Origin of the sequence: Chryseobacterium sp. B21-037 (assembly GCF_028570785.1) — a bacterium.
Classification (GTDB): Bacteria; Bacteroidota; Bacteroidia; order Flavobacteriales; family Weeksellaceae; genus Chryseobacterium; species Chryseobacterium proteolyticum.
In genome coordinates, this window is the sequence record NZ_JALGCB010000001.1 from 2287576 (window position 1) to 2309187 (window position 21612).

A 21612-nucleotide genomic window follows, 5' to 3' on the forward strand; every position below is an offset into this window, starting at 1 on the left:
CTTCAGAATGAAATATAAATTGTTGGTAAGTTTTATAAGTCTGTTTTCACTAGGAAATTTGAATGCCCAGGAACAGGAACAGGCTACAGAAAAGGGGAAAAGTTTATACGTAAAAGGCAATGCCCTTTTTCTTCCAATAGGAGTTCTAAACGGAGGATTAGAATATCAGCTTAGTAAAAAATATACTTTACAGGGTGATGTGTTTGTTTCTCCATGGAAATCTTTCGCCGGACATGAATTTCAATATTATTCTGTTTCCTTAGAGGGTAGATATTATTTTGATGAAGCTTTCAAACACTGGTATGTGGGTGCCAACCTTGCAGCATCTTCTTTTGTATTGCAAAAATGGAATTACTGGGGTTCTGGTACATACACTAATGACAGAGGCGAACAATTTAAAAAATCAAATCTGTATCAAAAAGGACTTTCTGTAATAATTGGTGTTACCGCAGGATATCAGTTTCAACTTTCTGAAAACTGGAATCTGGATGTATATGGAACATTGGGCACATCTCAAGATTTTTATAAAGGTTATGACCGTGCAACAGGAAAACGTTATGATGAAGCTAAAAAGTTCAACAAAAGTGGTGAGTTTTTACCATATAGAGGTGGAATAATGATTTCTTACAAAATAAAATAACACGATGAAACTATTTGGAAAAAATCACATTATTATATTGGTTATCACCTTTGTTATCCTTTTTTTAATGAATTACATTGGAAATGATGCCCCAGACAAATTACAAAGGGCAATAATGACCGCTTCAGCAGGAGTGATCGGATTAACAGTGGGGCTTTTTATCCTTAATAAAGGTAAAAATGACAAAAACCCACCACAAGATTTCGATTAGTTTTCGTACACCACGTATTTAGATCTGATTTTCTCAAACTTTTCTAAATCTGACTTCCACGAAGCCTTTATTTCTTGTATTGATTTACCGGCAATGATTTGTTTTCTTAATTCATCAGTTCCGGATAAAGTATCGAACCATAAGTTTTTAAGAAAGAAATCCTGTTGAGGATTCTTGTAATTTTTATAAGCTTTGATCACCCATTCCAGACTAAGTTCCCTCAAATCATTCGGATACTCAGATAAATTTTCTCCATAACATAGTTGCCCGTTCAGGAACGGATCTTTTGCCCCGAAATTAGGCTTTGGAGTAAACTGATAAGGAAGACTTTTTGTCCAGGGAGAACCATATACCTGAAAGGGATTATCTGTACCTCTTCCTACAGAAACCTGTGTTCCTTCAAAAAAACATAAACTCGGATATAAATTTATTGCTTTATCATTAGGTAAGTTGGGAGATGGCTTATCAGAAATAGCATATCGCAGCTTTTTATGATAATTCTTCATAGGAACCAAAATATATGTTGCCTGCATTCCATTCTTCAGCCATTTTTCACCGTTGACCATTTTTCCATACTCACCAATGGTTAAACCATAGACAACCGGAACTTCATGCATTCCTACAAAACTAGCCCATTTCTTTTTTAAAACAGGTCCATCAATATATCCATCGTGAGGATTAGGCCTGTCCAATACCATTATCTCAATATTATTTTCAGCTCCGGCCTCCATAAGGTAGCTTAACGTTGAAATATAGGTATAGAATCTGACGCCGACATCCTGAATATCAAACACTACAATATCAATTCCTTTTAACTGTTCAGGTTTCGGCTTCTTATTACTTCCATATAAAGAAACAATAGGCACACCTGTTTTTGAGTCTACTCCATTTTTAACAGTTTCACCAGCATCAGCATTTCCCCTAAAGCCATGCTCAGGGGCAAAAATAGCTTTTATCTTAATCCCGTTTTTTACTAAAAAATCGACCAGGTGAGTACGATCTTTCATCAAACCCGTTTGGTTGGTAACAATACCAATTGTTTTTCCCTTTAGCAGCGGTAAATAAACTTCCGGCTGGTCGGCACCGGTCTTAAAACCATCTTTTGTTTGATTCTGAGAATAATATTGATTGAATACTCCTAAAAAAATTAGGCAAATAAGAAGTAAATTTTTAATTTTGAAATCTAAATTCATAAGCTTGAACTTTCCTTTATATTTCTCTAGAAAAATAGCGTTTTCCAAAGATAACAAAAATAATCTTTCAAGGGTTATCATCTTCATAGGCAGGCTTTCTGTAGCTTTAGGAATCATTGTATCATTGATTACCGTATCTACAGGATTTGGCTCAAAAAAAGCTATTAAAGAAAGACTGGCAGATTTCAGCGGACATATTACCGTAAAGTCCACACGATCCAATTCTTCATACAATACTTCTGTGCTTGATAAGCAGGGATTAAATATTCAGAAAATAAAAGCACTTCCGGATGTTGAAAGTGTTCAGAAATATGCTATGGTTACAGGAATTATGCGGAATGAGCATAATTTTGCAGGCATTATTTTCAAAGGTGTAGGCAAGGACTTTGACAGTGCCCGTTTTAAAAAATTTCTCGTTGCCGGCACAACACCCAAAGTAACGGAGGTCGGCTATAACCATGGGGTAACTATTTCACAAAAGATCGCGAATGACCTTCATTTAAAAGTGAAAGACAGTATTGTTACCATATTTTCAAAGGCGGATCAGAAACCTATTTATCGAAAATTTGAAGTTGTGGGAATTTACCGAACGGACATTAAAATGATTGATGAACAATTTGTGATCGGTGGAATCAACCATGTGAGAAAAATTCAGGATATGAAACCGGATGACATTGGTGGTCTGGATATCTTCTTTAAAAATGTAAATGATATCGATAGTGATTTCCCGGAAATTGAAAAGCTTATCGGCTATAAAAATTACGCGGAAAAAGCAACAGAAAAATTCCCACAGATTACAGACTGGATCAGTATTTTTGACACCAATATTGCATTGATCATTATTATCATGCTTATTGTGGTAATCATTAATATCATCATGGTTCTTTTGATCCTTATTATTGAAAGGACGAATTCAATCGGTCTCTTAAAAACTTTAGGAGCTAGCAATTCCCAGATCAGGGCTACATTTATTAATTATACCTTAATAATAATGGTTCCGGGGCTTTTATACGGAAATATTATAGGCCTTGGTCTCTTACTTTTACAGAAGTTTTTTGGAATTATAAAGCTGAATCCTGAAAATTATTATGTAAGTACAGTTCCCGTAGACCTTAATCCTATTGCTATTATTTCAATCTCTGTAGGAATTTTAATTATATCGGCACTGGCATTGATCGTTCCAAGTTATCTGATCAGCAAGATTTCACCGGTTAAAGCGATCAAATACAATTAATTTCAGATTGTTTATTCTTCCCAATTGAGGTAATATACTTTATCTGTTAATAGTTCATTTTACATGTGGCCAAACTTCATAAATAATTTTAAAGCTGTATCTTTGCAAGGCTTATAAATTATGTATGAAATACGCAAAAAATATTCTTGAAACTATCGGAAATACTCCATTAGTAAAACTTAACAAAGTTTTGGGCGAGGATTTCCCTGCATTAGTTTTAGCCAAAGTAGAAACTTTCAACCCGGGAAATTCTGTAAAAGACAGAATGGCCGTTAAAATGATCGAAGATGCCGAAAAAGACGGCAGATTAAAACCGGGCGGAACAATCATTGAAGGAACTTCCGGAAATACAGGAATGGGATTAGCTCTTGCCGCTATCATCAAGGGGTACAAATGTATTTTTGTAACCAATTCCAAACAATCTAAAGAAAAATGTGATATTTTACGTGCTGTAGGAGCAGAAGTTATTGTTTGTCCTACAGATGTGAAGCCTACGGACCCTCGTTCTTATTATTCGGTTTCAAAAAGATTAGCCAAAGAAACTGAAAACGGATGGTATGTGAATCAATATGATAATTTATCCAACCGAGCAGCACATTATGAATCTACTGCTCCTGAAATATGGGAACAAACAGAAGGAAAACTTACTCATTTTGTAGTCGGAGCCGGAACAGGAGGCACCATTACAGGATGTGGAACGTTCTTCAAAGAAAAAAATGAAAATATAAAAGTAATTGGTGTTGATACTTATGGTTCTATTTTAAAAGAATTCCATGAGACCGGTGAACTTCACTATGATCACGCATATACTTACATTACTGAAGGAATCGGAGAAGATATTATTCCTGAAAACTATGATATGTCGGTTATCGATCATTTTGAAAAAGTAACGGATAAAGATGGTGCCATTTATGCAAGAAAGCTTGCAAAAGAAGAAGGAATTTTCTGTGGATATTCAGCAGGAAGTGCTATATCAGCATTGGTACAAATGAAAGATCAGTTTACCAAAGATGACGTGATTGTTGTTTTACTCCATGACCATGGTTCAAGATATGTAGGTAAAATCTACAATGATGAATGGATGAAGGAAATGGGCTGGCTAGACTAAAAAGCAAATAAAAAAATCAGAGCGATCTGCTCTGATTTTTTATTTAATATTTTTCTTTATTACCTGTTTCAATACGCTGTAATCCTGTTTACTCATTGACTTTTCAGGAAACATATAGTTGTATTTACCTTCCATCGAAATATAGTCTTCATGGGTTTCTGCAGTTACAAATTCACTCCACCTGCTGAGTTCATGCTGCTCATTAAGATTAACATTGAAAGTTTCATTATTGAATCTTATCTCATAAATACCGGCATTCTCAAGTGATTTAAGATATCTTTTGACCTGTTTTTTCCATCTGGACACCTTATTGATGCTTACCGAAAGATATACAGCACAAAGAAGAAAAACAAAACTTATAAAATATAGAATTCCAAAGCTTTCTTTACTTAAATTTTCTTTTAAGGAAAATGTAATCAGAAAAATCAGAGCGACAACAATAGTGATAATGGTTTTACTTCTGGTCTCCGATGAGAAAAACAAACTTCCCTGGTTTCCTTTAAAGTAGATCTCTTCAAAATCTTTTCTGTTTACATGTAGTCTGATCACTTTCTCGTCACCCATTGTATAAAAAATTTAATTTGTTTACAGATTGCAAAACTAAATTAAATATCCTCATATCGATCACTTATTGCAGAAAGTTTGGCCAGTAAGTCTCTATTTTTTTGTTTAAGATCAGTCATTTTCTGAAGCATATCATTAATAACTTCTAAACCGGGAAGGTTTATTTCCAGATCATAATGCCAATTCGTGAATCTTTCAAAAGCAGGTAAATCTTCATACATCAAATAGCGCACATCATTTTCAGTCTGTACCTCAAGTAAGCCGCAGTCTACCAGCTCATCAAAGAAAGCAATTTCTATATTATATATTTTTACGAGTTCTTCCCGTGATATTCTTTCTTCCATGATCTAAGAATTTTTAAGTTGTTCAAAAAGTTCTTTTTGTTTCTCAGTAAGGTTTGTTGGCAACTTCACTTCATATGTTACGAACAGGTCCCCAAATTGACCTTCTTTCTTATATACGGGAAACCCTTTTCCTTTCAACCTCACCGTTAATCCACTTTGAGTCTCAGGTTTAACCTTTAAATTAACGCTTCCGTCCAGGGTATTTACTTTTACATCACCACCCAAAACAGCTGTATAAAGATCAATAGTAACTTTCGTTTTAAGATCATCTCCTACCCTCTCAAAATCAGGATCAGGTGAGATATTAAATGTAATGTACAAATCTCCCGAAGGACCTCCATTGATACCGGGGTTTCCGTGACCTTTTAATTTGATCTGTTGACCATCATAAACTCCGGCGGGAATTGTAATCCGTACTTTTTTGCCATTAATCTCAAACGTTTGGGGATGTGTTTTGGCAGCATCTCTAAGATGTAAATTAAGCTCAGCCTGTACATCCTGTCCTTTAAATTTCCCGGAAGCACTACCTCGGGAGCTTCTTCCGAAACCTCCGCCTTGTCCAAACATACTCTGGAAAAAATCTGAAAAGTCCTCTCCTTCTCCAAAATCTGCACCGGAGAATCCACCACTGTAACCTTGCCCTTGATTTTGATATTGTCTTTGTTGCTGTTGAGCCTTTTCATATTCCTCACCATGTTTCCAGTTTTCTCCGTACTTATCATATTTGCTTCGGTTTTCCGGATTACTGAGAACCTCATTCGCTTCATTCAGTTCCTTGAATTTTCTCTCAGCCTCTTTGTCATCGGGATTAAGATCGGGATGTAATTTTCGAGCCAGCTTTCGGTATGCTTTTTTGATATCTTCCTGCGATGCTTTTTTATCTACCCCCAGAATTTTATAGTAATCTATATAAGCCATAGAAACGTTTATTTACTCAAATTTAAAAAATTTAACCCTGAAAATTATACAATAATATGTTAAAAATAAGCCTATCTTTGGTAAAAAGCAATACATGAAAGAAGTATTTAAAAACTACTCTGGAATTTTATTTTTACTCTTGGGAATCATAGTTGGAAGTATTATCGGGATCACTGCTCCCGATTTTGTAGGTTATATAAAACCGCTTGGAGACATTTTCCTTAATTTACTTTTTGTAAGCGTTGTTCCATTGGTATTTTTTGCTGTGTCTAATTCTATAGCATCTTTAGAGCAACAATCAAAATTTGGAAAGATCATTGCGATGATGTCGTTTACCTTTTTATTTTTTATATTAACAGCAGCTGTTTTTACCATTATTGCTGTTTATCTTTTTCCTATGTCTCCTATTTCAGGAAGTTCACAGATCATTTCTGAAGGTAATGACAATGAAACCTGGGGAAACAGGATTGTAAGCTTCTTTACAGTTGGTGAATTCACAGAGCTGTTTTCCAGAAAGAATATGCTCGCCCTGCTAATATTTGCTTTTTTAACAGGTTTTGCGGCAAGAAAAACGGGAGAAACCGGCCAGCCATTCAGACTTTTCCTTGCTTCAGGATACGAGGTCATGAAAGAGCTGCTTTTACTGGTTATGAAGCTTGCTCCGATCGGGCTCGGGGCTTATTTTGCCTATCAGGTTGCTACTGTGGGTCCACAGCTTTTTGGTTTTTACGGAAAGCCACTAGGTATCTACTACATAATGGGAACCATCTATTTCTTTTTATTTTTCACACTATATACCTTCATGGCCAACGGGCAAAAAGGAGTCAAGGATTTCTGGACAAATGCACCCTATCCTACGCTAACTGCTCTAAGTACCTGCAGTAGCTTTGCAACAATGCCTGCAAATTTGCAAGCAGCTTCGAAGATCGGAATACCAAGTTCTATTGCGAATCTCGTTATTCCGATTGGAACTACTTTACATAAAAACGGATCATCCATATCTTCAATCATCAAGATTTATGTCGCATTTCTAATTATCGGAAAAGATTTTTTTGAGCCTTCCAACCTGATTTTAGCTTTGGGAATTACAATATTTGTAAGTATTGTTGAGGGCGGAATACCTAATGGTGGTTATATCGGTGAGCTCCTGATGATTTCTGTATATAAATTACCTCATGAAGCGATTCCTGCCGTAATGATTATCGGAACATTGGTAGATCCATTAGCTACCGTTCTAAATGCCGTAGGAAATGTTGTGGCCGCCATGTTTGTAAGCAGGTTCATAAAGGTAGATGGTTGAGAAGCTACTATAATTTTTAAGAGGAATACTCAAAATTAGTTTCTATCACTCTCTCTGATTTTACAGATCAGCTAGAGTTATTCGCTGCGTTTTACCGGTTCCAAATTTTTGTATTCTTCAGGAGTAAAAAGCTTGTAATGTACTTTAAATGTTTTTCCTAAAGGTGTTTCCAGAGAAAAACCACCTGGTCCGAAACCATCTACAACATCTAATGTAAAGTGAGAATATTTCCAATACTCAAACAAATCGCGATCGATCCAAAATTCATGTCTGTTGACTGTACCTATCATAGCATCATTCATTCTTGGAAAAAACCCTCCTTTTTCAAAACATTGAGGCTGAGTACCTTCACAACAACCGCCTGCCTGATAAAACATCAGGTCTCCATATTTTTCTTCTAGCTGCCAGATAACTTCAAGCGCTTTTTCCGTAGCAGATAACCTGGATATTTTGGGTTCCATTTCTGTAGGTTTAAGTTGATTTTTATACTGCAATAAACTACCAATTTTTCATGTAAGATTGTTAGTAAAGATCATCATTTACTCTTAGAATTATTCAAAAAACCTGACAAAAATGTCAGGTTACCTAAACTTAAGTATTAATCATAGGATGGCGAAAAAATTCTCCCTCATAAGTTTATTAATAATGAGCCTTATGGAACGGATACGAAACATGATAGTATCAGATTAGGCCGGCCGTTTTGCTCCGCTTAAATAACGGAACAAACGGACATGCCCTGATGTTAAAAAAAATTAAAAGAACCCTAATTTGTTTTTGTTGTAAGAGATCAACATATTTTTAGTCTGACGATAATGGTCCAGCATCATTTTATGATTCTCCCTTCCAATTCCGGATTGTTTGTATCCTCCAAAAGGTGCTCCTGCAGGATAAGAATGATACTGATTGACCCATACTCTTCCTGCCTGGATCTTACGGGGCACATTATACAATTGATGTGCATCTCTTGTCCATACTCCTGCACCAAGACCATAAATCGTATCATTAGCAATCTTTATTGCTTCTTCCTCATCTTTAAAAGTGGTAAAAGCTAAAACAGGCCCGAAAATTTCTTCCTGGAAAATCCTCATTCTATTATTACCTTTAAAAATTGTGGGTTGAATGTAGTATCCATCTTCTAAACCTTCCCCGACATTATTTACATCACCACCCACAAGAACTTCAGCACCTTCTTCTTTCCCTAATTTGATATAGGACAATATTTTATCTTTCTGAATCTGGGAAGCCTGGGCACCCATCATTACGGTTTTATCTAAAGGATTTCCAACTTTAATCGCTTTTACCCGTTCAATTACTTTTGCTATAAAAGCATCAGCAATATCTTCCTGAACCAGTAACCTTGAAGGACAAGTACAAATCTCTCCCTGATTAAGAGCAAAAAGAACGGCACCTTCAATAGCTTTATCCAAAAACTCATCATCCGCATCCATTACAGAGCTGAAGAAAACATTCGGAGATTTGCCTCCAAGTTCCAGTGTGACAGGAATAATATTTTCAGTTGCATACTGCATCACCAAACGTCCTGTAGCTGTAGAACCTGTGAAAGCTGCCTTTGAGACTTTAGGATTGGTTACCAAAGCCCGGCCAAGCTCTGCCCCGAAACCGTTTACGATATTTACTACTCCGTCAGGTAGCAAATCACCGATTATTTCCATTAAAACCATGATAGAAACAGGAGTACTTTCTGCCGGTTTTAATACTACGCAATTTCCAGCTGCCAATGCAGGGGCCAATTTCCAGATAGCCATTAATAAAGGAAAGTTCCATGGAATGATTTGTGCGATAACTCCCAGGGGTTCATGTACGATAAGAGAAACGGTATCTTTATCCAATTCATTGTGAGAGCCTTCTTCTGCACGGACTACAGAAGCGAAGTACCTGAAATGATCTACTGCTAAAGGTAAATCTGCAGCAAGGGTTTCCCTCACAGCTTTACCGTTGTCGATAGTTTCTACTGTTGCCAGGTATTCAAGGTTCTGCTCTATTCTGTCTGCAATCTTATTTAAAATAATACTTCGTTCCGTTGAAGAAGTATCCTTCCAGGTTTGAAATGCCTTGTGAGCCGCGTCTACCGCTAATTCTAAATCTTCCTTGGAGGAATGAGCCGCTTGGGTAAAGTTTTTTCCGTTAACTGGAGAAACTACATCAAAATATTGTCCGTTCACCGGAGCTGTAAACTGACCATTAATATAATTATCATATTTACTTTTGAAATCAGGCCACTGTAAAACAGTTTCTGATTTTTGTTCTGTTATTGTGCTCATATCGTATTGTTTTTAATTTCTGTTAAGCCAAATTACATTTCCCCACTAAGAACAGATAGCATAATCCTACAAAAAAACTTCAAAATCGTATTCGCCAGGAATTTTATACTTTTTTAACAATACCTCGATTTTATATTTTCTTATATTTGATAGAATGGGTTTTAAAAATGTATAGAAATGAATGATAATAAGTTTTTATTAAATACTCCTGATCTGAAAAAAGAAAATCAGCTGATGAGCCTTGTTGAAAACCAAACGAAATTCAATCTCAACAATTGTGAGTTCAGTATCTATGAAACCCATGAAACTGCTTTTGGTGTAAAACTTCATTTTGATACCATTGCATTTACCGCTATGCTGAGAGGAAAAAAGCATATGAAACTGGAAAATAAAACAGGATATTTTGATTATTTTCCAGGAGAGAGCATACTGGTAGCACCAGGAGAAACAATGATTATTGATTTTCCTGAAGCTGATGAAACTCCATCACAATGTATTTCATTAAGTCTTAATCCTGATTTTATAGAAGATTCGCTTAACCATTTAAATTACACATTACCAAAGGTGGATGAAACTTCTCAATGGAATATTCAGCTGGATGAGTATTTTCTATTCAATAATAAATCTCTGGCTTCCGCTACCAACAATATCATGAGGATCGCTATGGATGATAATTCTCAAAAAGACATCATGGCTGATTTTGCCCTGAAGGAACTTTTGATAAGATTGATGCAGACCCAGGCCAGAGGTATGGTAGAGAAGAATATTGCAAAAAATAAATCGAGAATAGGTTTTGCCGTCGATTATATCAAAAAAAATCTTCATCAGAAACTTTCCATTGACAGCATTGCTAAACTTGCTTATGTCAGCAAATCAAATTTCTTTAAAATGTTTAAAGATGAACTAGGTACTTCACCCAATGATTTCATTTTACAAGAGCGAATCAACCGGGCTAAAGAATTATTGGCTACTCAGAATAGCATTAAAGAAACCGCTTATCAAACAGGTTTTTCAGATACAAATTATTTTACAAGAGTATTCAAACAACTTGTGGGAGTAACACCAAAGACTTATCAGAATAAGGTTATATACTTTGAATAAAAATCTTATTTCTTTTAGAAATATGACATGAAACGACTATTCGCCTTCGCGACCATATTACTTTTCTCAAGTAGTAAATACAATTCCCAAACTTCTACAAACAAGTTTGAGATTTCATCCGATCTGGAGCAAATTTCCTTATGGGCAAAAAGCAATATGCCTGATCAACTAGGTAGTATAAACGCAGAAATGATAACTAATAAAGGGTCTGTCACTCATGTTTCTGATCCAAGGTTAATTATTCATCGACCTAAAAAACCAAATGGTATAGCCATTTTAGTCATTAGTGGTGGCGGATATGCTCACATAGAATTAGGAAAAGAAAGTACACCAACTGCGAATTGGTTAGCATCAGAAGGAGTAACTGCCTTTGAACTTATTTATAGATTGCCACAAGAAGGTTGGAAGACGACCAATGTTCCTTTTGAAGATGCACAAAGAGCTATGCGAATAATCAGAAGTTCAGCCAAAAATTATGGTATAGATCCTCATAAAATTGGCATCTTAGGGTTCTCAGCCGGTGGACATTTAGCCGGAATGATTGCCACGCAACCTAATAAGATGTTTTATAAACCCGTCGACGATATAGATTCTCTATCTGCAAGACCCGATTTTGTAGGATTGATTTATCCGGTTATTTCAATGCTTCCCCCGAATAATAAAACCCATGCTTTTAAGAGTATTCTTGGGAAAAATCCATCAACTTCCGAGGAAATAGAATTCTCTGTGGAAAGGCAGGTGAATAGTCAAACACCACCAACTTTTTTAGCACAAGCAATTGATGATCCTATTTCTCCTGTGGAGAATAGTATATTAATGGATGATGCATTAAAGAAGGTGAATGTTCCTGTTGAAATGCATTTGTTTAAGAATGGAGGACATGGTTGGGGATTGGGAAAGAAAGGAAGTGAGGTTGCGGCGTGGCCGGGGATTTATAGGGAGTGGCTTTTGAAAGCAAATAAAAAGATTATGATATATAACAAATATTAAAAAAGAGATTCGATTTTTTATTTCGGAAGAATTAATAAATCCAAATATTTATAAAAAAAAGAGACTATCCAGAAGATAGTCTCTTTTTTTTACTTTTAAGTACCTTACTTACCACCCTGGATTTTGTTGGCTGGCAAGAAGCGGGTTAACACTAGTTGTCATAAGCGGTATGGGCCATAAAAACCTATAATCAGTATAAGCAATACCATTAATCAGATTTCCGGAATAAGGAATTCCTACAGTATAGCTTGTCGCTGCCGGGAATCCATTAGGCACTTTTGCCGGAATCCCTTGAGTAGGAGCAATATCATCATTAATTAACCGATGAATATCTCCCCAACGAACTCCTTCACAACTCAACTCGATTCTTCTTTCCATTAAAATCCCTTTTACCATCTTCTCTTTATCAGGAAACGAAGCAAGCGTATAGGCTTGTGTATCAGGATTTGCCAATGATCTATTTCGAACCTCATTAAGGAGTGTTAATGCATTGGATAAATTGTTCGTTCTGGCATAAGCTTCTGCAGCCGCCAATTTCATTTCAGAAAACCGGACAATCGGTGCCGCATCTGTATAATTAACAATATCCGTATATTTTCGGGTAAATCTGGCACCAGAAACGACAGCCGTAATATCCCTCCGTTTATCATTTCCCAGCCAAAGAGGATCATTCCATAAAATAGGACTGATCGCGATCAATGCTCTGTTATTAAACTGGGCTGCCAATGCTCCATTCACCCCTGGATTATTATTTGCGGTATTAATAATTGAAAAAATAGACTCTGTATTTGCCAGGTTATTATTGAATACTGCTGCAGGATTAGCTTCTAAAGTATACATAGAAGTAAGCTTATTATATTCTGCGATCACTCCATTCCAGTTTCTCATATTCAAATAGGCTCTTATTTTAATCGCAATAGCCGCCCCTTTCGTGATTTTGCCTATTCTATTAATTCCTTGTCTTTGAACATTGGTAGGAAGACTACTTTCTGCAAAATTCAGATCTGTCAACAATCGTTGATAATCCTCAGCGACAGTCTCTCGGCCCACCTGCATTGCTTGCTCAATGGTAGCTTCAGTATCAACTCCTAATGTCCTGTATGGCACCCCCATAGAAGCGCCATTATCCAAATGATAAGGTCTTGAAAAATGTTTTAAAAGCTCAAAATGAGCTAATGCTCTGAAAAATAAGACTTCTCCTTTGTATTCATTTCCCTGAGCTTGAGATATAACATTATTGCTAACCGCTCTGTCAATCCCCTCATTAACAAGATTAGCTCTATTAATCAATCGGTAAGCATCAACCCAATAATATACATTATTGGCAGTAGTCGCATCATAATTAGATTCATACGTTAATTGATAAAATGCCTGCGTATTGACTACATCTTCCCCTCTTGCCTCATTTTGTTGAAAGTAAGCCGCTCCAAAAACATACCCCCTTGGTGTACCGTTAAAATTTCCAATTTGTGCGGCATTGTACACTCCATTTACCGCTAGTTGAACCAATTCAGGAGAAGTAAATGCCAATCCAGGATTAGGGTTATTAAAGGAAGTTGTATCTAAAATATCTTGCTGACAAGAAGCCATAGCCAGTCCTGCTGAAGCTAATACTATATATTTTTTTAATGCATTCATTATGATTCTATTTAAAATTAAAGTGTAACATTTAGTCCTATTGAAAAAACTCTTTGTCTTGGAATTCCATTAAAATCGAGCCCGTTCACCTGCATTTCAGGATCTGGTCCTGAATATTTCGTAATAATAAATGCATTTTGTGCCTGAATATAAAGTCTCATTTTCTGAATGTTAATCTTGTTTAAAAACTCTCGCTCTAAACTGTATCCCAAAGTGAGATTATCAAACTTAATAAAATCTCCTTTCTCTATAAATCGGCTATTTGAAACTGCCGGGCCATTAACCCCTGGATCATTACCTGCCATCAATCTTGGAGTCCATCCATCTCCTGGATTTTCCGGACTTTGCCATCTTCCAAGTATTTCTGTAGAGTTGTTCACAAAGTTCTGGCTCAAGAGTTCTCTTCGGGTAATATTCATAATATAATTACCTCCGCTAAACCTTACCAATGTTCCCAAATCAAAATTGTGATATTTTACAGATATATTGAAAGCACCGAAATATTTTGGAATGGTATTTCCTAATAATTGATTTTCCGGAGCACTTCCCGCCTGAGAAACATCACCTGGGTTATTCGGGTTAAATGTATTATACCTTCTCGTATTTAAATTGTATTGTACCAAAGACCCGTCTAGTTTGTAATAAACAGGGTTTCCATTGGCAGAATTGGTACCCCAGTATTTTATACCATATAATTGATTCATAGAATATCCTTCTCTATGAACTCTGTAGAAGCGATCCACATTGCTCCAGTCAGCATTTCCCGGGAAGATATCTGCTCCTTTGTATAATGTTGAAATGGTATTATTAATCAATGAAAGATTAGCTCCTATATTGACTTCAAAATTTTCCCTCTTGATAGGGGTATAATTCACTGAAAACTCCCATCCTTTATTTTTTGCAACTCCAATGTTTGAACTGTATTGATTATCTGGAACCCCTAAAGATGGATCTACAGGAACCTGTTGGATCATTTCATCAATATTATTCACAAAATAATCTACCGTTACTTTCAGCTTATTTTTAAAAAAACTCAAATCCATCCCATAATCCATCTTCTCACTTCGTTCCCACCTTAAAGTATTAATTCCCATTTGAGAATATCCTAATCCATTAGCGTCCCCATACCTAGCTGGTCCATACAATGACATATAAGGATAGTTTCCAATATTACTATTTCCAACTCTACCATAAGATGCCCTTAGCTTTAATTCGTTAACGTACATTCTCGCTTTTTCGAAAAAGCTTTCATTACTAACATTCCATCCTAATGAAGCTCCGGGAAAGTACCCAACCCTTCCTCCTCTAGGAAGAGATGACAGCTCGTCTCTTCTTATAACTCCCTGAAAGAAATACCTTTTCCCAAAATCATAATTAAATCTTGCTAAATAGGATATTAAAGCAAACTCTGTCCTTCCCCCTCCAGAAAGAGGAGTTCCATAAGTTCCCGTCACTACATTGGTACTAAAATAAGAATCTCCTAAATCAGTTCCTCCTCCAAAAAACGTATTTTGATTTTCCTTTTGGTATTCGTTCACCAATGTAACCCCTACCTTATGATCTCCAAAGCTCTTGTTAAAGTTTAATATATTTTGGATATTATACCTTTCCAAGGTCGTATTGTTGTTTTGGATTCTTCCGTTACTCCCTCTTCCATCACCATGAAATGCATTCCAATACAATAAGCCTTCATTTTGAGAACGATCTATGCTCATCTGAAGCTTATAGGTTAGAAATGGTAAAATTTTCACTTCACCAAAAACATCTCCCAGTACTCTTAGCACTCTGGACTGTAATCTATTGGTATTCATTATATACACAATATTCGGAAGGTTATTGGCAACATATTCTGTATTTTCTCCTTTACCTGTAATAGTATTAGTCCCTACCACATCAATATTGTACCCGAATGGTCCTCCTTCTCTGTATATAGGAGTATTAGGCAATTGTCTTAAAGAATTAGCCATTGCACCAGAAAGGGAATTCACTCCAGAATTAAGAGCATCATATTCTGTTCGCGTTACTCCAATATTAGCTCCTACTTTCAACCAATCATTTACCTCCTGATTGATGTTAAAACGAGCTGTAAATCGCTCCATTCCATTGCTTAAAATGATTCCGTCTTGCTTTGTATAGCCTACAGATCCAAAATAAGAACCTTTGCCTAAGCCTCCCTGAAGAGAAATATTATGATCCGTTTGTGTTGCTGATCTCAATACAGCTCTTTGCCAGTCTGTATTGTATTGTGAACCAAAAGCCCAAGGTGATCTCCCCGCATTTGTCCTTTTCTCATTGGAGATTGTTAAAAATTCCGGTGTTTGAAGTAAATCAAATTGTTTTACGACTTGAGCAATTCCAGTATATGTATTGTAGTCTAGCTGAAATCTTCCCTTTTTTCCTTTTTTTGTAGTAATAATCATTACTCCGTTAGCAGCTCTAGAACCATAAATAGCTGCTGCAGCCCCATCTTTTAAAATCTCAATACTTTCTATATCTGCAGGGTTAATATCACCCAATGCATTACTTGGAGCATACCCTCCCGTATCTCCTGTAAAAATGGGCATTCCATCAACTACAACCAAAGGATAAGTTCCTGAGTTGAGAGAATTGATTCCCCGAATATTGATAGCAGGTGCTTGTCCTACCATCCCCGAGTTAGTGGTTACACTGACCCCTGCTGCCCTTCCGGCCAATTGAGACTCAAAACTGGCAGTAACTAAGCCCGCCATATCATCAGCTTTCACCTGAGATACTGCTGCCGTTACCTCACTCTTCTTTTGTGTTCCATATCCAACCATCACTACCTCTTCTATTTTTTGCTCTTTTGTGGCTGTATCTTTTAACACCTTTTGAGCATGTACAACTTGTCCCGTAAAAAATAAAACAGCAGTTGTTATCATGCATAATTTTACATTCATGTTCTTTTATTTAGTATTATGGCTGTAAATATGTTAATAAAAATTAACATTAACAAAATTAAAACACTGATAAACAGTGAATTACAAATAAAAAAAATCACTTTTGTCGCCAAAAAAAACTAATATTATAATCTTTAAACTCTTTATAAGCTTTATATTTTTTTTAACAAATTAATATTTAAGTAAAAAAAATAAACATCAATAAGACAAATAAAAACTTCACAACTATTAAGAAAGGAATCAAATAATATTAAATAAATAAACTTAAAATATTAAAATATTAAATAAAATAAAGACTACTTTAGGCATATTAAAGTAATTTAACACCTATAACACCCCTTCTTTTTCACCAATTTATGTACGTAACAAAAAAAACATCCCATAAAGAGATGTTTTTCATGAATCCGTTTTTTAATTTACTCCTATTTTATTTCTGATATGAATAGTATCTTGCTCCTTTTAGCAATGGATTTTCAAGCTCTACCGATTGCAATCCGAATCCTGCATAATTTTCATTAACAGATTGATCCAGTTGCTTTCTGTGTAATTTTTCATATGTTTCAAAATTAACAGGTGTTCTTTTCTTTAGGTTGTCAAATAAATTCCATTGAGAAACAACAGTCTTCCAGTTTCCGGAAATCTTAGCGGCAAATACCTTGGATTTCGACCCACTTCCATAGCCTAAAAATCCTATTTCCTTACCCTCTAATTCTTCATTTTCATTGTATGATATCTGTAATGCGGAAAGCAAAGCCATAAATATGGAAGCAGTATACATGTTTCCTATTTCAGAGGATGCCCTTTGGGTTCTTTCTATTTTATTATTGATAAATTGCAGATATCCTTTAGATTTAGCCACTGTTTTTTGTTCTTCAGGGGTTTCGTAGCTCAATCCATTTTCCAGGCTATAAATCTCTGTGAATACCCTCTTTCCATGGAAGGCATAAGGCAGGTGGAAAATCAGATATCTCCAATCTTCATAAGGCTTATCCTTACCACTGATTTCTTTATAATGATGATAAGCTTCTCTGATTCGATCCTGATAACATTGGTTAGAATATTGTCCGTCAAAAACCGGCTCATCCGTAAAAACCTCTATCTTATCCGAAAAAGAGGCTGGAGCATCTTTCAGATCTTCTTTTTTGTAGTGACGTCGGGGTTTGAAAAAATCAAAAACACTCTCGGTTGCGACTCCCCATTGATTCTCAATCTCCAAAAGGTTAGGTTGGGAAGAGACCAATAGGGCTACAGCTCCTCCTCCTTGTGTATATTCACCCGATGAAGCCAGCTCGTATTTTGCGTAATCACTCGCTATGACAATTGCTTTTTTTTCAGGGTTTACCCTCACAAAATCCAGGGAATTGTGCAATGCATCGACAGCTCCTACACAAGCAAAGGTCATGTCCACAACATCACAATTTCTAAAGCATCGTTCTCCATATTTTTCTTCTAACACTTTTTCCACCATCTGCATAGCATAAGATGCTGTTGGTTTTGCGGCATCCAAAGCACTTTCAGTTCCAAGATAAATTCTTGCAATATCCTTAGGATTGATGTTATAGTCTTTTATCAGTTTAAGTAACGCTTCAGCAGCAAAAGTAGCTGCATCTTCATGGACATCAGGAAAGCCCATTTTATGTAAACCTAAGCCCTTTTCTAATTTTGCAGGATCAATTCCCCTTACCTCAGCTAAATCTTTAATTTCCAAATACAAAGAAGGCACATGATAGCTAGCTGCCTCTATTCCAAAAGTCATACAGTAAAATTATAAAAGGCAAATTTAGAAATTATTGATAACAACACCCCTAATTTTCAGATTAATATTATTACTTTGCATTCCGATGTACGCTATTGCAAAAAATATTGTAAAAAAAATACTGCCTCAAAAATTTCTTTTTGAAAACGAAATGTTTTTCAGAAAAGCTTTGTATCCCCTTTACAAGGGAAAGGATTATGAATGCAATATCTGCCGTTCCAGACTTAAAGAGTTTGTAAGATTAGAAAACGGAAATCTATTGTGCCCTGTTTGCGGAAGCTTACCAAGATCACGAAGGCTATATAAAATCCTGACTGAAAATTATCTGAAAGAAGGATTTACCGTTTTAGATTTTTCGCCTTCAAGAGCAATCTTCCGTGCTTTAAAACATAAAAAGCAAATCAAGTATTTTCCAACAGATTTTGAAAATGAATTTTTAGCAGATTATCATTTTGATATTACTAAAATTGATGTGGAAGCCGAAAAATTCGACCTTATTATATGCTATCACATTCTTGAGCATATCGAAAATGATGGTGCTGCAATGAAAGAATTACACAGGGTTTTAAAAACAGGTAAAACACTTTTAATTCAGACTCCGTTTAAAGAAGGTGACATCTACGAAAACCCTGAAGTTAAAACATCAGAAGAAAGACTTCAACACTTCGGCCAGAAAGACCATGTACGAATCTATTCCGTTAATGGATTGGTTCAGCGATTAAAAGATTCCGGATTTCAAACAGAGATAAAGACTTATGAAAAAGACACTTATTGGGGCTTTTCTGATCAGGAAACCATTATCTTCTGTACTAAATAGATAAAATTCGTGAAAACCAGGATATTTTTTCTGGTCCGGATAGAAAATATAAAAGGGCTGCTCATACTGAGCAGCCGTTATTTGATTATTTGTAATCCTCTATACTTTTATTCAAGGCATCGATTTGTTTATTAATGCTTGCAGCATTTTGTGGGTTTTGTTTTAAAAGTTCCATTTTTTTACTAAGACCATCTTTCAACATTTGAGAGATCATCATTTTAGCCTGAGGATTCTGAGCGACCTGGCCTTTTGCCTGCGCCAGCAACTTGGTAATGCTTTGTGTTGCCGCAATATTGTCGGAGGTCATGATCCAATTGAAACCTTCTTCTGCAGATTTTCCTAATTCAGGATTCTGGAATTTAATGAATGGATAAAATGCCGCAATAGGAGCTATATTGGCCATTTGTGAGGAAACCTTATTCTTTACGACAATGGGTAATAATTGTGCCAGAAGTTCATCAGAAGCTCCTTTTAAATCGATTTTATCCGCTAATGTACTGGCCTTGGAAGGATCAACAGTAAGTATAGCTGACAGGGAATTACCGCGTACAGAATTAGAAACAGCCCCCACTCCTTTTTCAAAGACCGGAAGATACTTTTTATCTTTTGTTTTTGCTAAAGCAGCAACCGCAGCACCCTGAACTAATGTTTTAGGGTCATTTGTTGCTAGTTTTTCAACGTCAGCAGCCAAAGCTTTTGCTTGCTCAGGGTTCGAAAGATCCATCAGTTCCAAGGCTTTCATTCTTACTCTGAAATAAGGGTCTTTCAAAGCAGCAGACAATAATTTTGTAGCTGCGGGATTTTTACCAACCTGATCTTTAATGGCTTTTAGCGCTGTATATCTGCTCTTAAACTCTTTGGACCCATTGAATTGCATCAGGTTCTGTTCAGGAGTTTTTGTTTCCGTAATTTCTGAAACTAATATTCCGTCAGCATTGATATTAACAAGATCCGGAGTTTTTGAAACATCAAAATTAAATGTATTCTTTGCTTCAGCATTTACCCACACATTATATCTTTTCGGTTTTCCGTTTTCATAAACATCTATTGCCAATGGAAACTGAAAAGGCTGTTCCTGGCTTTGACTGATCACCAAGCTGATCTGTTTTTTAACGGGTTCAAAAGTATAAGAATAACTCAATTTGGGATGCCCGCTTCCAAAATACCATTGATTGAAAAACCAATTCAGATCCTTTCCGGAAACCTTTTCAAAAGAAAGTCTTAGCTGATGAGCCTCTCCGTTTTTGTATTCATTCGTTTTCAGATAATCATTCATTCCGGCAAAGAATGCGTCGTCCCCAAGATAGTTCCTCAACATATGAAGGATGCCACCCCCTTTCTGATAAGTTACCAAATCAAAAACATCTTCACGGGAATCATAATTAAAACGAACCAGGTTTTTATTAAAATCAGCCGGATTATGAATGTACATATTCACATCGCTCATCTGATGATAGTCCGCCTGATCTTTACCATATTTATATTCGTTCCATAAGTACTCTGAATAATTGGCAAATGATTCATTTACGGTAAGATTACTCCAGCTTTCCGCAGTTACAAGATCCCCAAACCAGTGGTGGAATAATTCGTGAGCAATTGTATCTTCCCATTTATTTTCGTCAATTAATTGTCCCGGTTTCTGTAAAATATCACTTCCATGCAGTGTTGCTGTCGTATTTTCCATAGCCCCACTTACATAATCCCTTCCGGATATCTGTGCATATTTTGCCCAAGGATAATCGTAACCCATTTTCTTTGAGAAAAATTCGATCATTTCAGGAGTATTTCCATAGATCTGCTTTGCATAAGGTTCATATTCTTTTTCAATATAATAATCCACCGGAATATTCTTCCATTTATCTTTCACGATCGCATAATCCCCCACTCCCATAAAAAACAGATAAGTTGAATGTCTTTTATCCATGACCCAATGATCTGTTCTCAGTCCATTCGCTTCTTTCTGGGAATCCTTTAATAATCCATTAGAAAGAGTCACATATTTTTCAGGAACCGTCATATAAATTTCCTGCGTTGTCTTTTGATTCGGTTTATCAATGGTTGGAAACCAGGCGGAAGAAGATTCGGTTTCACCCTGTGTCCAGATTTGGGTTGGTTTATCCGGATCTTTCCCCTGAGCATTAATGAAATATAAACCTTTTGCATCATTGATGGCTGCACTTCCTTCTTGTTTTACTTCATTTGGACGGGAAGTGTATTTGATGTACACTGTGTAATCCTGATCTTTCTGATATGTTTTATCCAAAGTAATGGTTAACACATCATCTTTATATTCATACTTTAAAGGAGATTTCTTACCATTGTTATCTAAAGCGACTTCATGGATCAGCATACTTTTCGCATCAAGAACCAGCTGATTGGCGGAATAAAAATAAGGTGAAGCGGTAAGCCACTCCTCTCCGTTCATCTGTTCTTTCTGGTAGTCAAAATTGACTTTAAGTTTGGTATGCTTTAGTTCTGTTACTTTAGTGTGTGTGGCCCTGTAGACTTTTTCTCTACCTGAAGTTTCAGTTTGTGCTGATACGTTTGCAGAAAAGAAAATCGCTAGTACCGCAATCGATAAAATGGCTTTTTTCATTA

Annotated in this window: 18 protein-coding genes; 8 read left to right on the forward strand and 10 right to left on the reverse strand. The window is 36.1% G+C overall.

What is annotated here, in order from left to right:
- Window positions 1–7 precede the first annotated feature (7 nt).
- Window positions 8–640 carry a DUF3575 domain-containing protein gene (locus MTQ00_RS09970; RefSeq protein WP_273648709.1) on the forward strand — a complete coding sequence of 211 codons (633 nt, stop codon included), beginning with the start codon at window positions 8–10 and terminating at the stop codon, window positions 638–640.
- 4 nt (window positions 641–644) lie between these two features.
- Entirely contained in the window at window positions 645–851 is a 207-nt protein-coding gene (locus MTQ00_RS09975) for a hypothetical protein (RefSeq protein WP_273648711.1), read from the forward strand.
- Here MTQ00_RS09975 and MTQ00_RS09980 read toward each other — a convergent pair.
- On the reverse strand, window positions 848–2044 hold the full coding sequence (locus tag MTQ00_RS09980; RefSeq protein ID WP_273648712.1) for an exo-beta-N-acetylmuramidase NamZ family protein: 1197 nt from the start codon (window positions 2042–2044) through the stop codon (window positions 848–850). The genes MTQ00_RS09975 and MTQ00_RS09980 overlap by 4 nt on opposite strands.
- A 4-nt stretch (window positions 2045–2048) precedes the next feature.
- On the opposite strand from MTQ00_RS09980, the gene MTQ00_RS09985 reads away from it, so the two are divergent.
- Window positions 2049–3278: an ABC transporter permease gene (locus MTQ00_RS09985; protein ID WP_172279632.1), complete on the forward strand. Its 1230-nt coding sequence runs from the start codon at window positions 2049–2051 to the stop codon at window positions 3276–3278.
- A 124-nt stretch (window positions 3279–3402) separates the two neighbouring features.
- Window positions 3403–4386 (forward strand): PLP-dependent cysteine synthase family protein, encoded by a 984-nt coding sequence (locus MTQ00_RS09990; protein WP_172279634.1) that lies wholly within the window; start codon window positions 3403–3405, stop codon window positions 4384–4386.
- A gap of 39 nt (window positions 4387–4425) precedes the next feature.
- On the opposite strand, the gene MTQ00_RS09995 is transcribed toward MTQ00_RS09990, so the two are convergent.
- The 3 genes from MTQ00_RS09995 to MTQ00_RS10005 are packed head-to-tail and all read right to left on the reverse strand — an operon-like array spanning window position 4426 to window position 6212.
- On the reverse strand, window positions 4426–4950 hold the full coding sequence (locus MTQ00_RS09995; protein WP_273648715.1) for a hypothetical protein: 525 nt from the start codon (window positions 4948–4950) through the stop codon (window positions 4426–4428).
- Window positions 4951–4991: 41 nt separating this feature from the next.
- Entirely contained in the window at window positions 4992–5294 is a 303-nt protein-coding gene (locus MTQ00_RS10000) for a chaperone modulator CbpM (protein WP_273648717.1), read from the reverse strand.
- A 3-nt stretch (window positions 5295–5297) separates the two neighbouring features.
- A complete protein-coding gene (locus tag MTQ00_RS10005; RefSeq protein ID WP_273648719.1) occupies window positions 5298–6212 on the reverse strand; it encodes a J domain-containing protein in 915 nt (304 codons plus the stop codon).
- Window positions 6213–6306: 94 nt separating this feature from the next.
- Here MTQ00_RS10005 and MTQ00_RS10010 point away from each other — a divergent pair, with 94 nt between their 5' ends.
- Window positions 6307–7512 (forward strand): dicarboxylate/amino acid:cation symporter, encoded by a 1206-nt coding sequence (locus MTQ00_RS10010; RefSeq protein ID WP_273648720.1) that lies wholly within the window; start codon window positions 6307–6309, stop codon window positions 7510–7512.
- A 77-nt stretch (window positions 7513–7589) separates the two neighbouring features.
- Here the strand turns inward: MTQ00_RS10010 and MTQ00_RS10015 are convergent, their stop codons facing one another.
- On the reverse strand, window positions 7590–7973 hold the full coding sequence (locus MTQ00_RS10015; protein ID WP_273648722.1) for a DUF779 domain-containing protein: 384 nt from the start codon (window positions 7971–7973) through the stop codon (window positions 7590–7592).
- A 291-nt stretch (window positions 7974–8264) separates the two neighbouring features.
- Entirely contained in the window at window positions 8265–9794 is a 1530-nt protein-coding gene (locus MTQ00_RS10020; protein WP_273648724.1) for an aldehyde dehydrogenase family protein, read from the reverse strand.
- A gap of 177 nt (window positions 9795–9971) precedes the next feature.
- Between MTQ00_RS10020 and MTQ00_RS10025 the strand changes: the two genes are divergently transcribed.
- Window positions 9972–10895: an AraC family transcriptional regulator gene (locus MTQ00_RS10025; RefSeq protein ID WP_273648725.1), complete on the forward strand. Its 924-nt coding sequence runs from the start codon at window positions 9972–9974 to the stop codon at window positions 10893–10895.
- Between the two features lie 27 nt (window positions 10896–10922).
- Window positions 10923–11885 (forward strand): alpha/beta hydrolase, encoded by a 963-nt coding sequence (locus MTQ00_RS10030; RefSeq protein WP_273648726.1) that lies wholly within the window; start codon window positions 10923–10925, stop codon window positions 11883–11885.
- Window positions 11886–11993: 108 nt separating this feature from the next.
- Here MTQ00_RS10030 and MTQ00_RS10035 read toward each other — a convergent pair whose 3' ends face one another.
- The 3 genes from MTQ00_RS10035 to MTQ00_RS10045 all read right to left on the reverse strand — a co-directional run bounded on the left by MTQ00_RS10035 (window position 11994) and on the right by MTQ00_RS10045 (window position 18197).
- Window positions 11994–13523, reverse strand: a complete 1530-nt coding sequence (locus MTQ00_RS10035; protein ID WP_273648728.1) for a RagB/SusD family nutrient uptake outer membrane protein — start codon at window positions 13521–13523, stop codon at window positions 11994–11996.
- A 17-nt stretch (window positions 13524–13540) separates the two neighbouring features.
- The gene (locus MTQ00_RS10040) at window positions 13541–16441 is read right to left on the reverse strand and encodes a SusC/RagA family TonB-linked outer membrane protein (protein ID WP_273648729.1); all 2901 of its coding nucleotides are present in this window, start codon (window positions 16439–16441) and stop codon (window positions 13541–13543) included.
- A gap of 427 nt (window positions 16442–16868) precedes the next feature.
- Complete coding sequence (locus MTQ00_RS10045) at window positions 16869–18197, reverse strand: hydroxymethylglutaryl-CoA synthase family protein (protein WP_273648730.1); 1329 nt, start codon at window positions 18195–18197, stop codon at window positions 16869–16871.
- A 34-nt stretch (window positions 18198–18231) separates the two neighbouring features.
- On the opposite strand from MTQ00_RS10045, the gene MTQ00_RS10050 reads away from it, so the two are divergent.
- Entirely contained in the window at window positions 18232–19014 is a 783-nt protein-coding gene (locus MTQ00_RS10050) for a class I SAM-dependent methyltransferase (RefSeq protein WP_273648731.1), read from the forward strand.
- Window positions 19015–19099: 85 nt separating this feature from the next.
- Here the strand turns inward: MTQ00_RS10050 and MTQ00_RS10055 are convergent, their stop codons facing one another.
- Window positions 19100–21610, reverse strand: coding sequence for a M1 family metallopeptidase (locus MTQ00_RS10055; RefSeq protein ID WP_273648733.1), 2511 nt, complete (start codon window positions 21608–21610; stop codon window positions 19100–19102).
- Window positions 21611–21612: the final 2 nt, after the last annotated feature.

What these genes read in the sequence shown, in the direction of transcription:
- MTQ00_RS09970 (WP_273648709.1), top strand. Translation starts at nt 8, where the DNA reads ATGAAATATAAATTGTTGGTAAGTTTTATAAGTCTGTTTTCACTAGGA.
- MTQ00_RS09975 (WP_273648711.1), top strand. Translation starts at nt 645, where the DNA reads ATGAAACTATTTGGAAAAAATCACATTATTATATTGGTTATCACCTTT.
- MTQ00_RS09980 (WP_273648712.1), bottom strand. Translation starts at nt 2,044, where the DNA reads ATGAATTTAGATTTCAAAATTAAAAATTTACTTCTTATTTGCCTAATT.
- MTQ00_RS09990 (WP_172279634.1), top strand. Translation starts at nt 3,403, where the DNA reads ATGAAATACGCAAAAAATATTCTTGAAACTATCGGAAATACTCCATTA.
- MTQ00_RS09995 (WP_273648715.1), bottom strand. Translation starts at nt 4,950, where the DNA reads ATGGGTGACGAGAAAGTGATCAGACTACATGTAAACAGAAAAGATTTT.
- MTQ00_RS10000 (WP_273648717.1), bottom strand. Translation starts at nt 5,294, where the DNA reads ATGGAAGAAAGAATATCACGGGAAGAACTCGTAAAAATATATAATATA.
- MTQ00_RS10005 (WP_273648719.1), bottom strand. Translation starts at nt 6,212, where the DNA reads ATGGCTTATATAGATTACTATAAAATTCTGGGGGTAGATAAAAAAGCA.
- MTQ00_RS10010 (WP_273648720.1), top strand. Translation starts at nt 6,307, where the DNA reads ATGAAAGAAGTATTTAAAAACTACTCTGGAATTTTATTTTTACTCTTG.
- MTQ00_RS10015 (WP_273648722.1), bottom strand. Translation starts at nt 7,973, where the DNA reads ATGGAACCCAAAATATCCAGGTTATCTGCTACGGAAAAAGCGCTTGAA.
- MTQ00_RS10020 (WP_273648724.1), bottom strand. Translation starts at nt 9,794, where the DNA reads ATGAGCACAATAACAGAACAAAAATCAGAAACTGTTTTACAGTGGCCT.
- MTQ00_RS10025 (WP_273648725.1), top strand. Translation starts at nt 9,972, where the DNA reads ATGAATGATAATAAGTTTTTATTAAATACTCCTGATCTGAAAAAAGAA.
- MTQ00_RS10030 (WP_273648726.1), top strand. Translation starts at nt 10,923, where the DNA reads ATGAAACGACTATTCGCCTTCGCGACCATATTACTTTTCTCAAGTAGT.
- MTQ00_RS10035 (WP_273648728.1), bottom strand. Translation starts at nt 13,523, where the DNA reads ATGAATGCATTAAAAAAATATATAGTATTAGCTTCAGCAGGACTGGCT.
- MTQ00_RS10040 (WP_273648729.1), bottom strand. Translation starts at nt 16,441, where the DNA reads ATGAATGTAAAATTATGCATGATAACAACTGCTGTTTTATTTTTTACG.
- MTQ00_RS10045 (WP_273648730.1), bottom strand. Translation starts at nt 18,197, where the DNA reads ATGACTTTTGGAATAGAGGCAGCTAGCTATCATGTGCCTTCTTTGTAT.
- MTQ00_RS10055 (WP_273648733.1), bottom strand. Translation starts at nt 21,610, where the DNA reads ATGAAAAAAGCCATTTTATCGATTGCGGTACTAGCGATTTTCTTTTCT.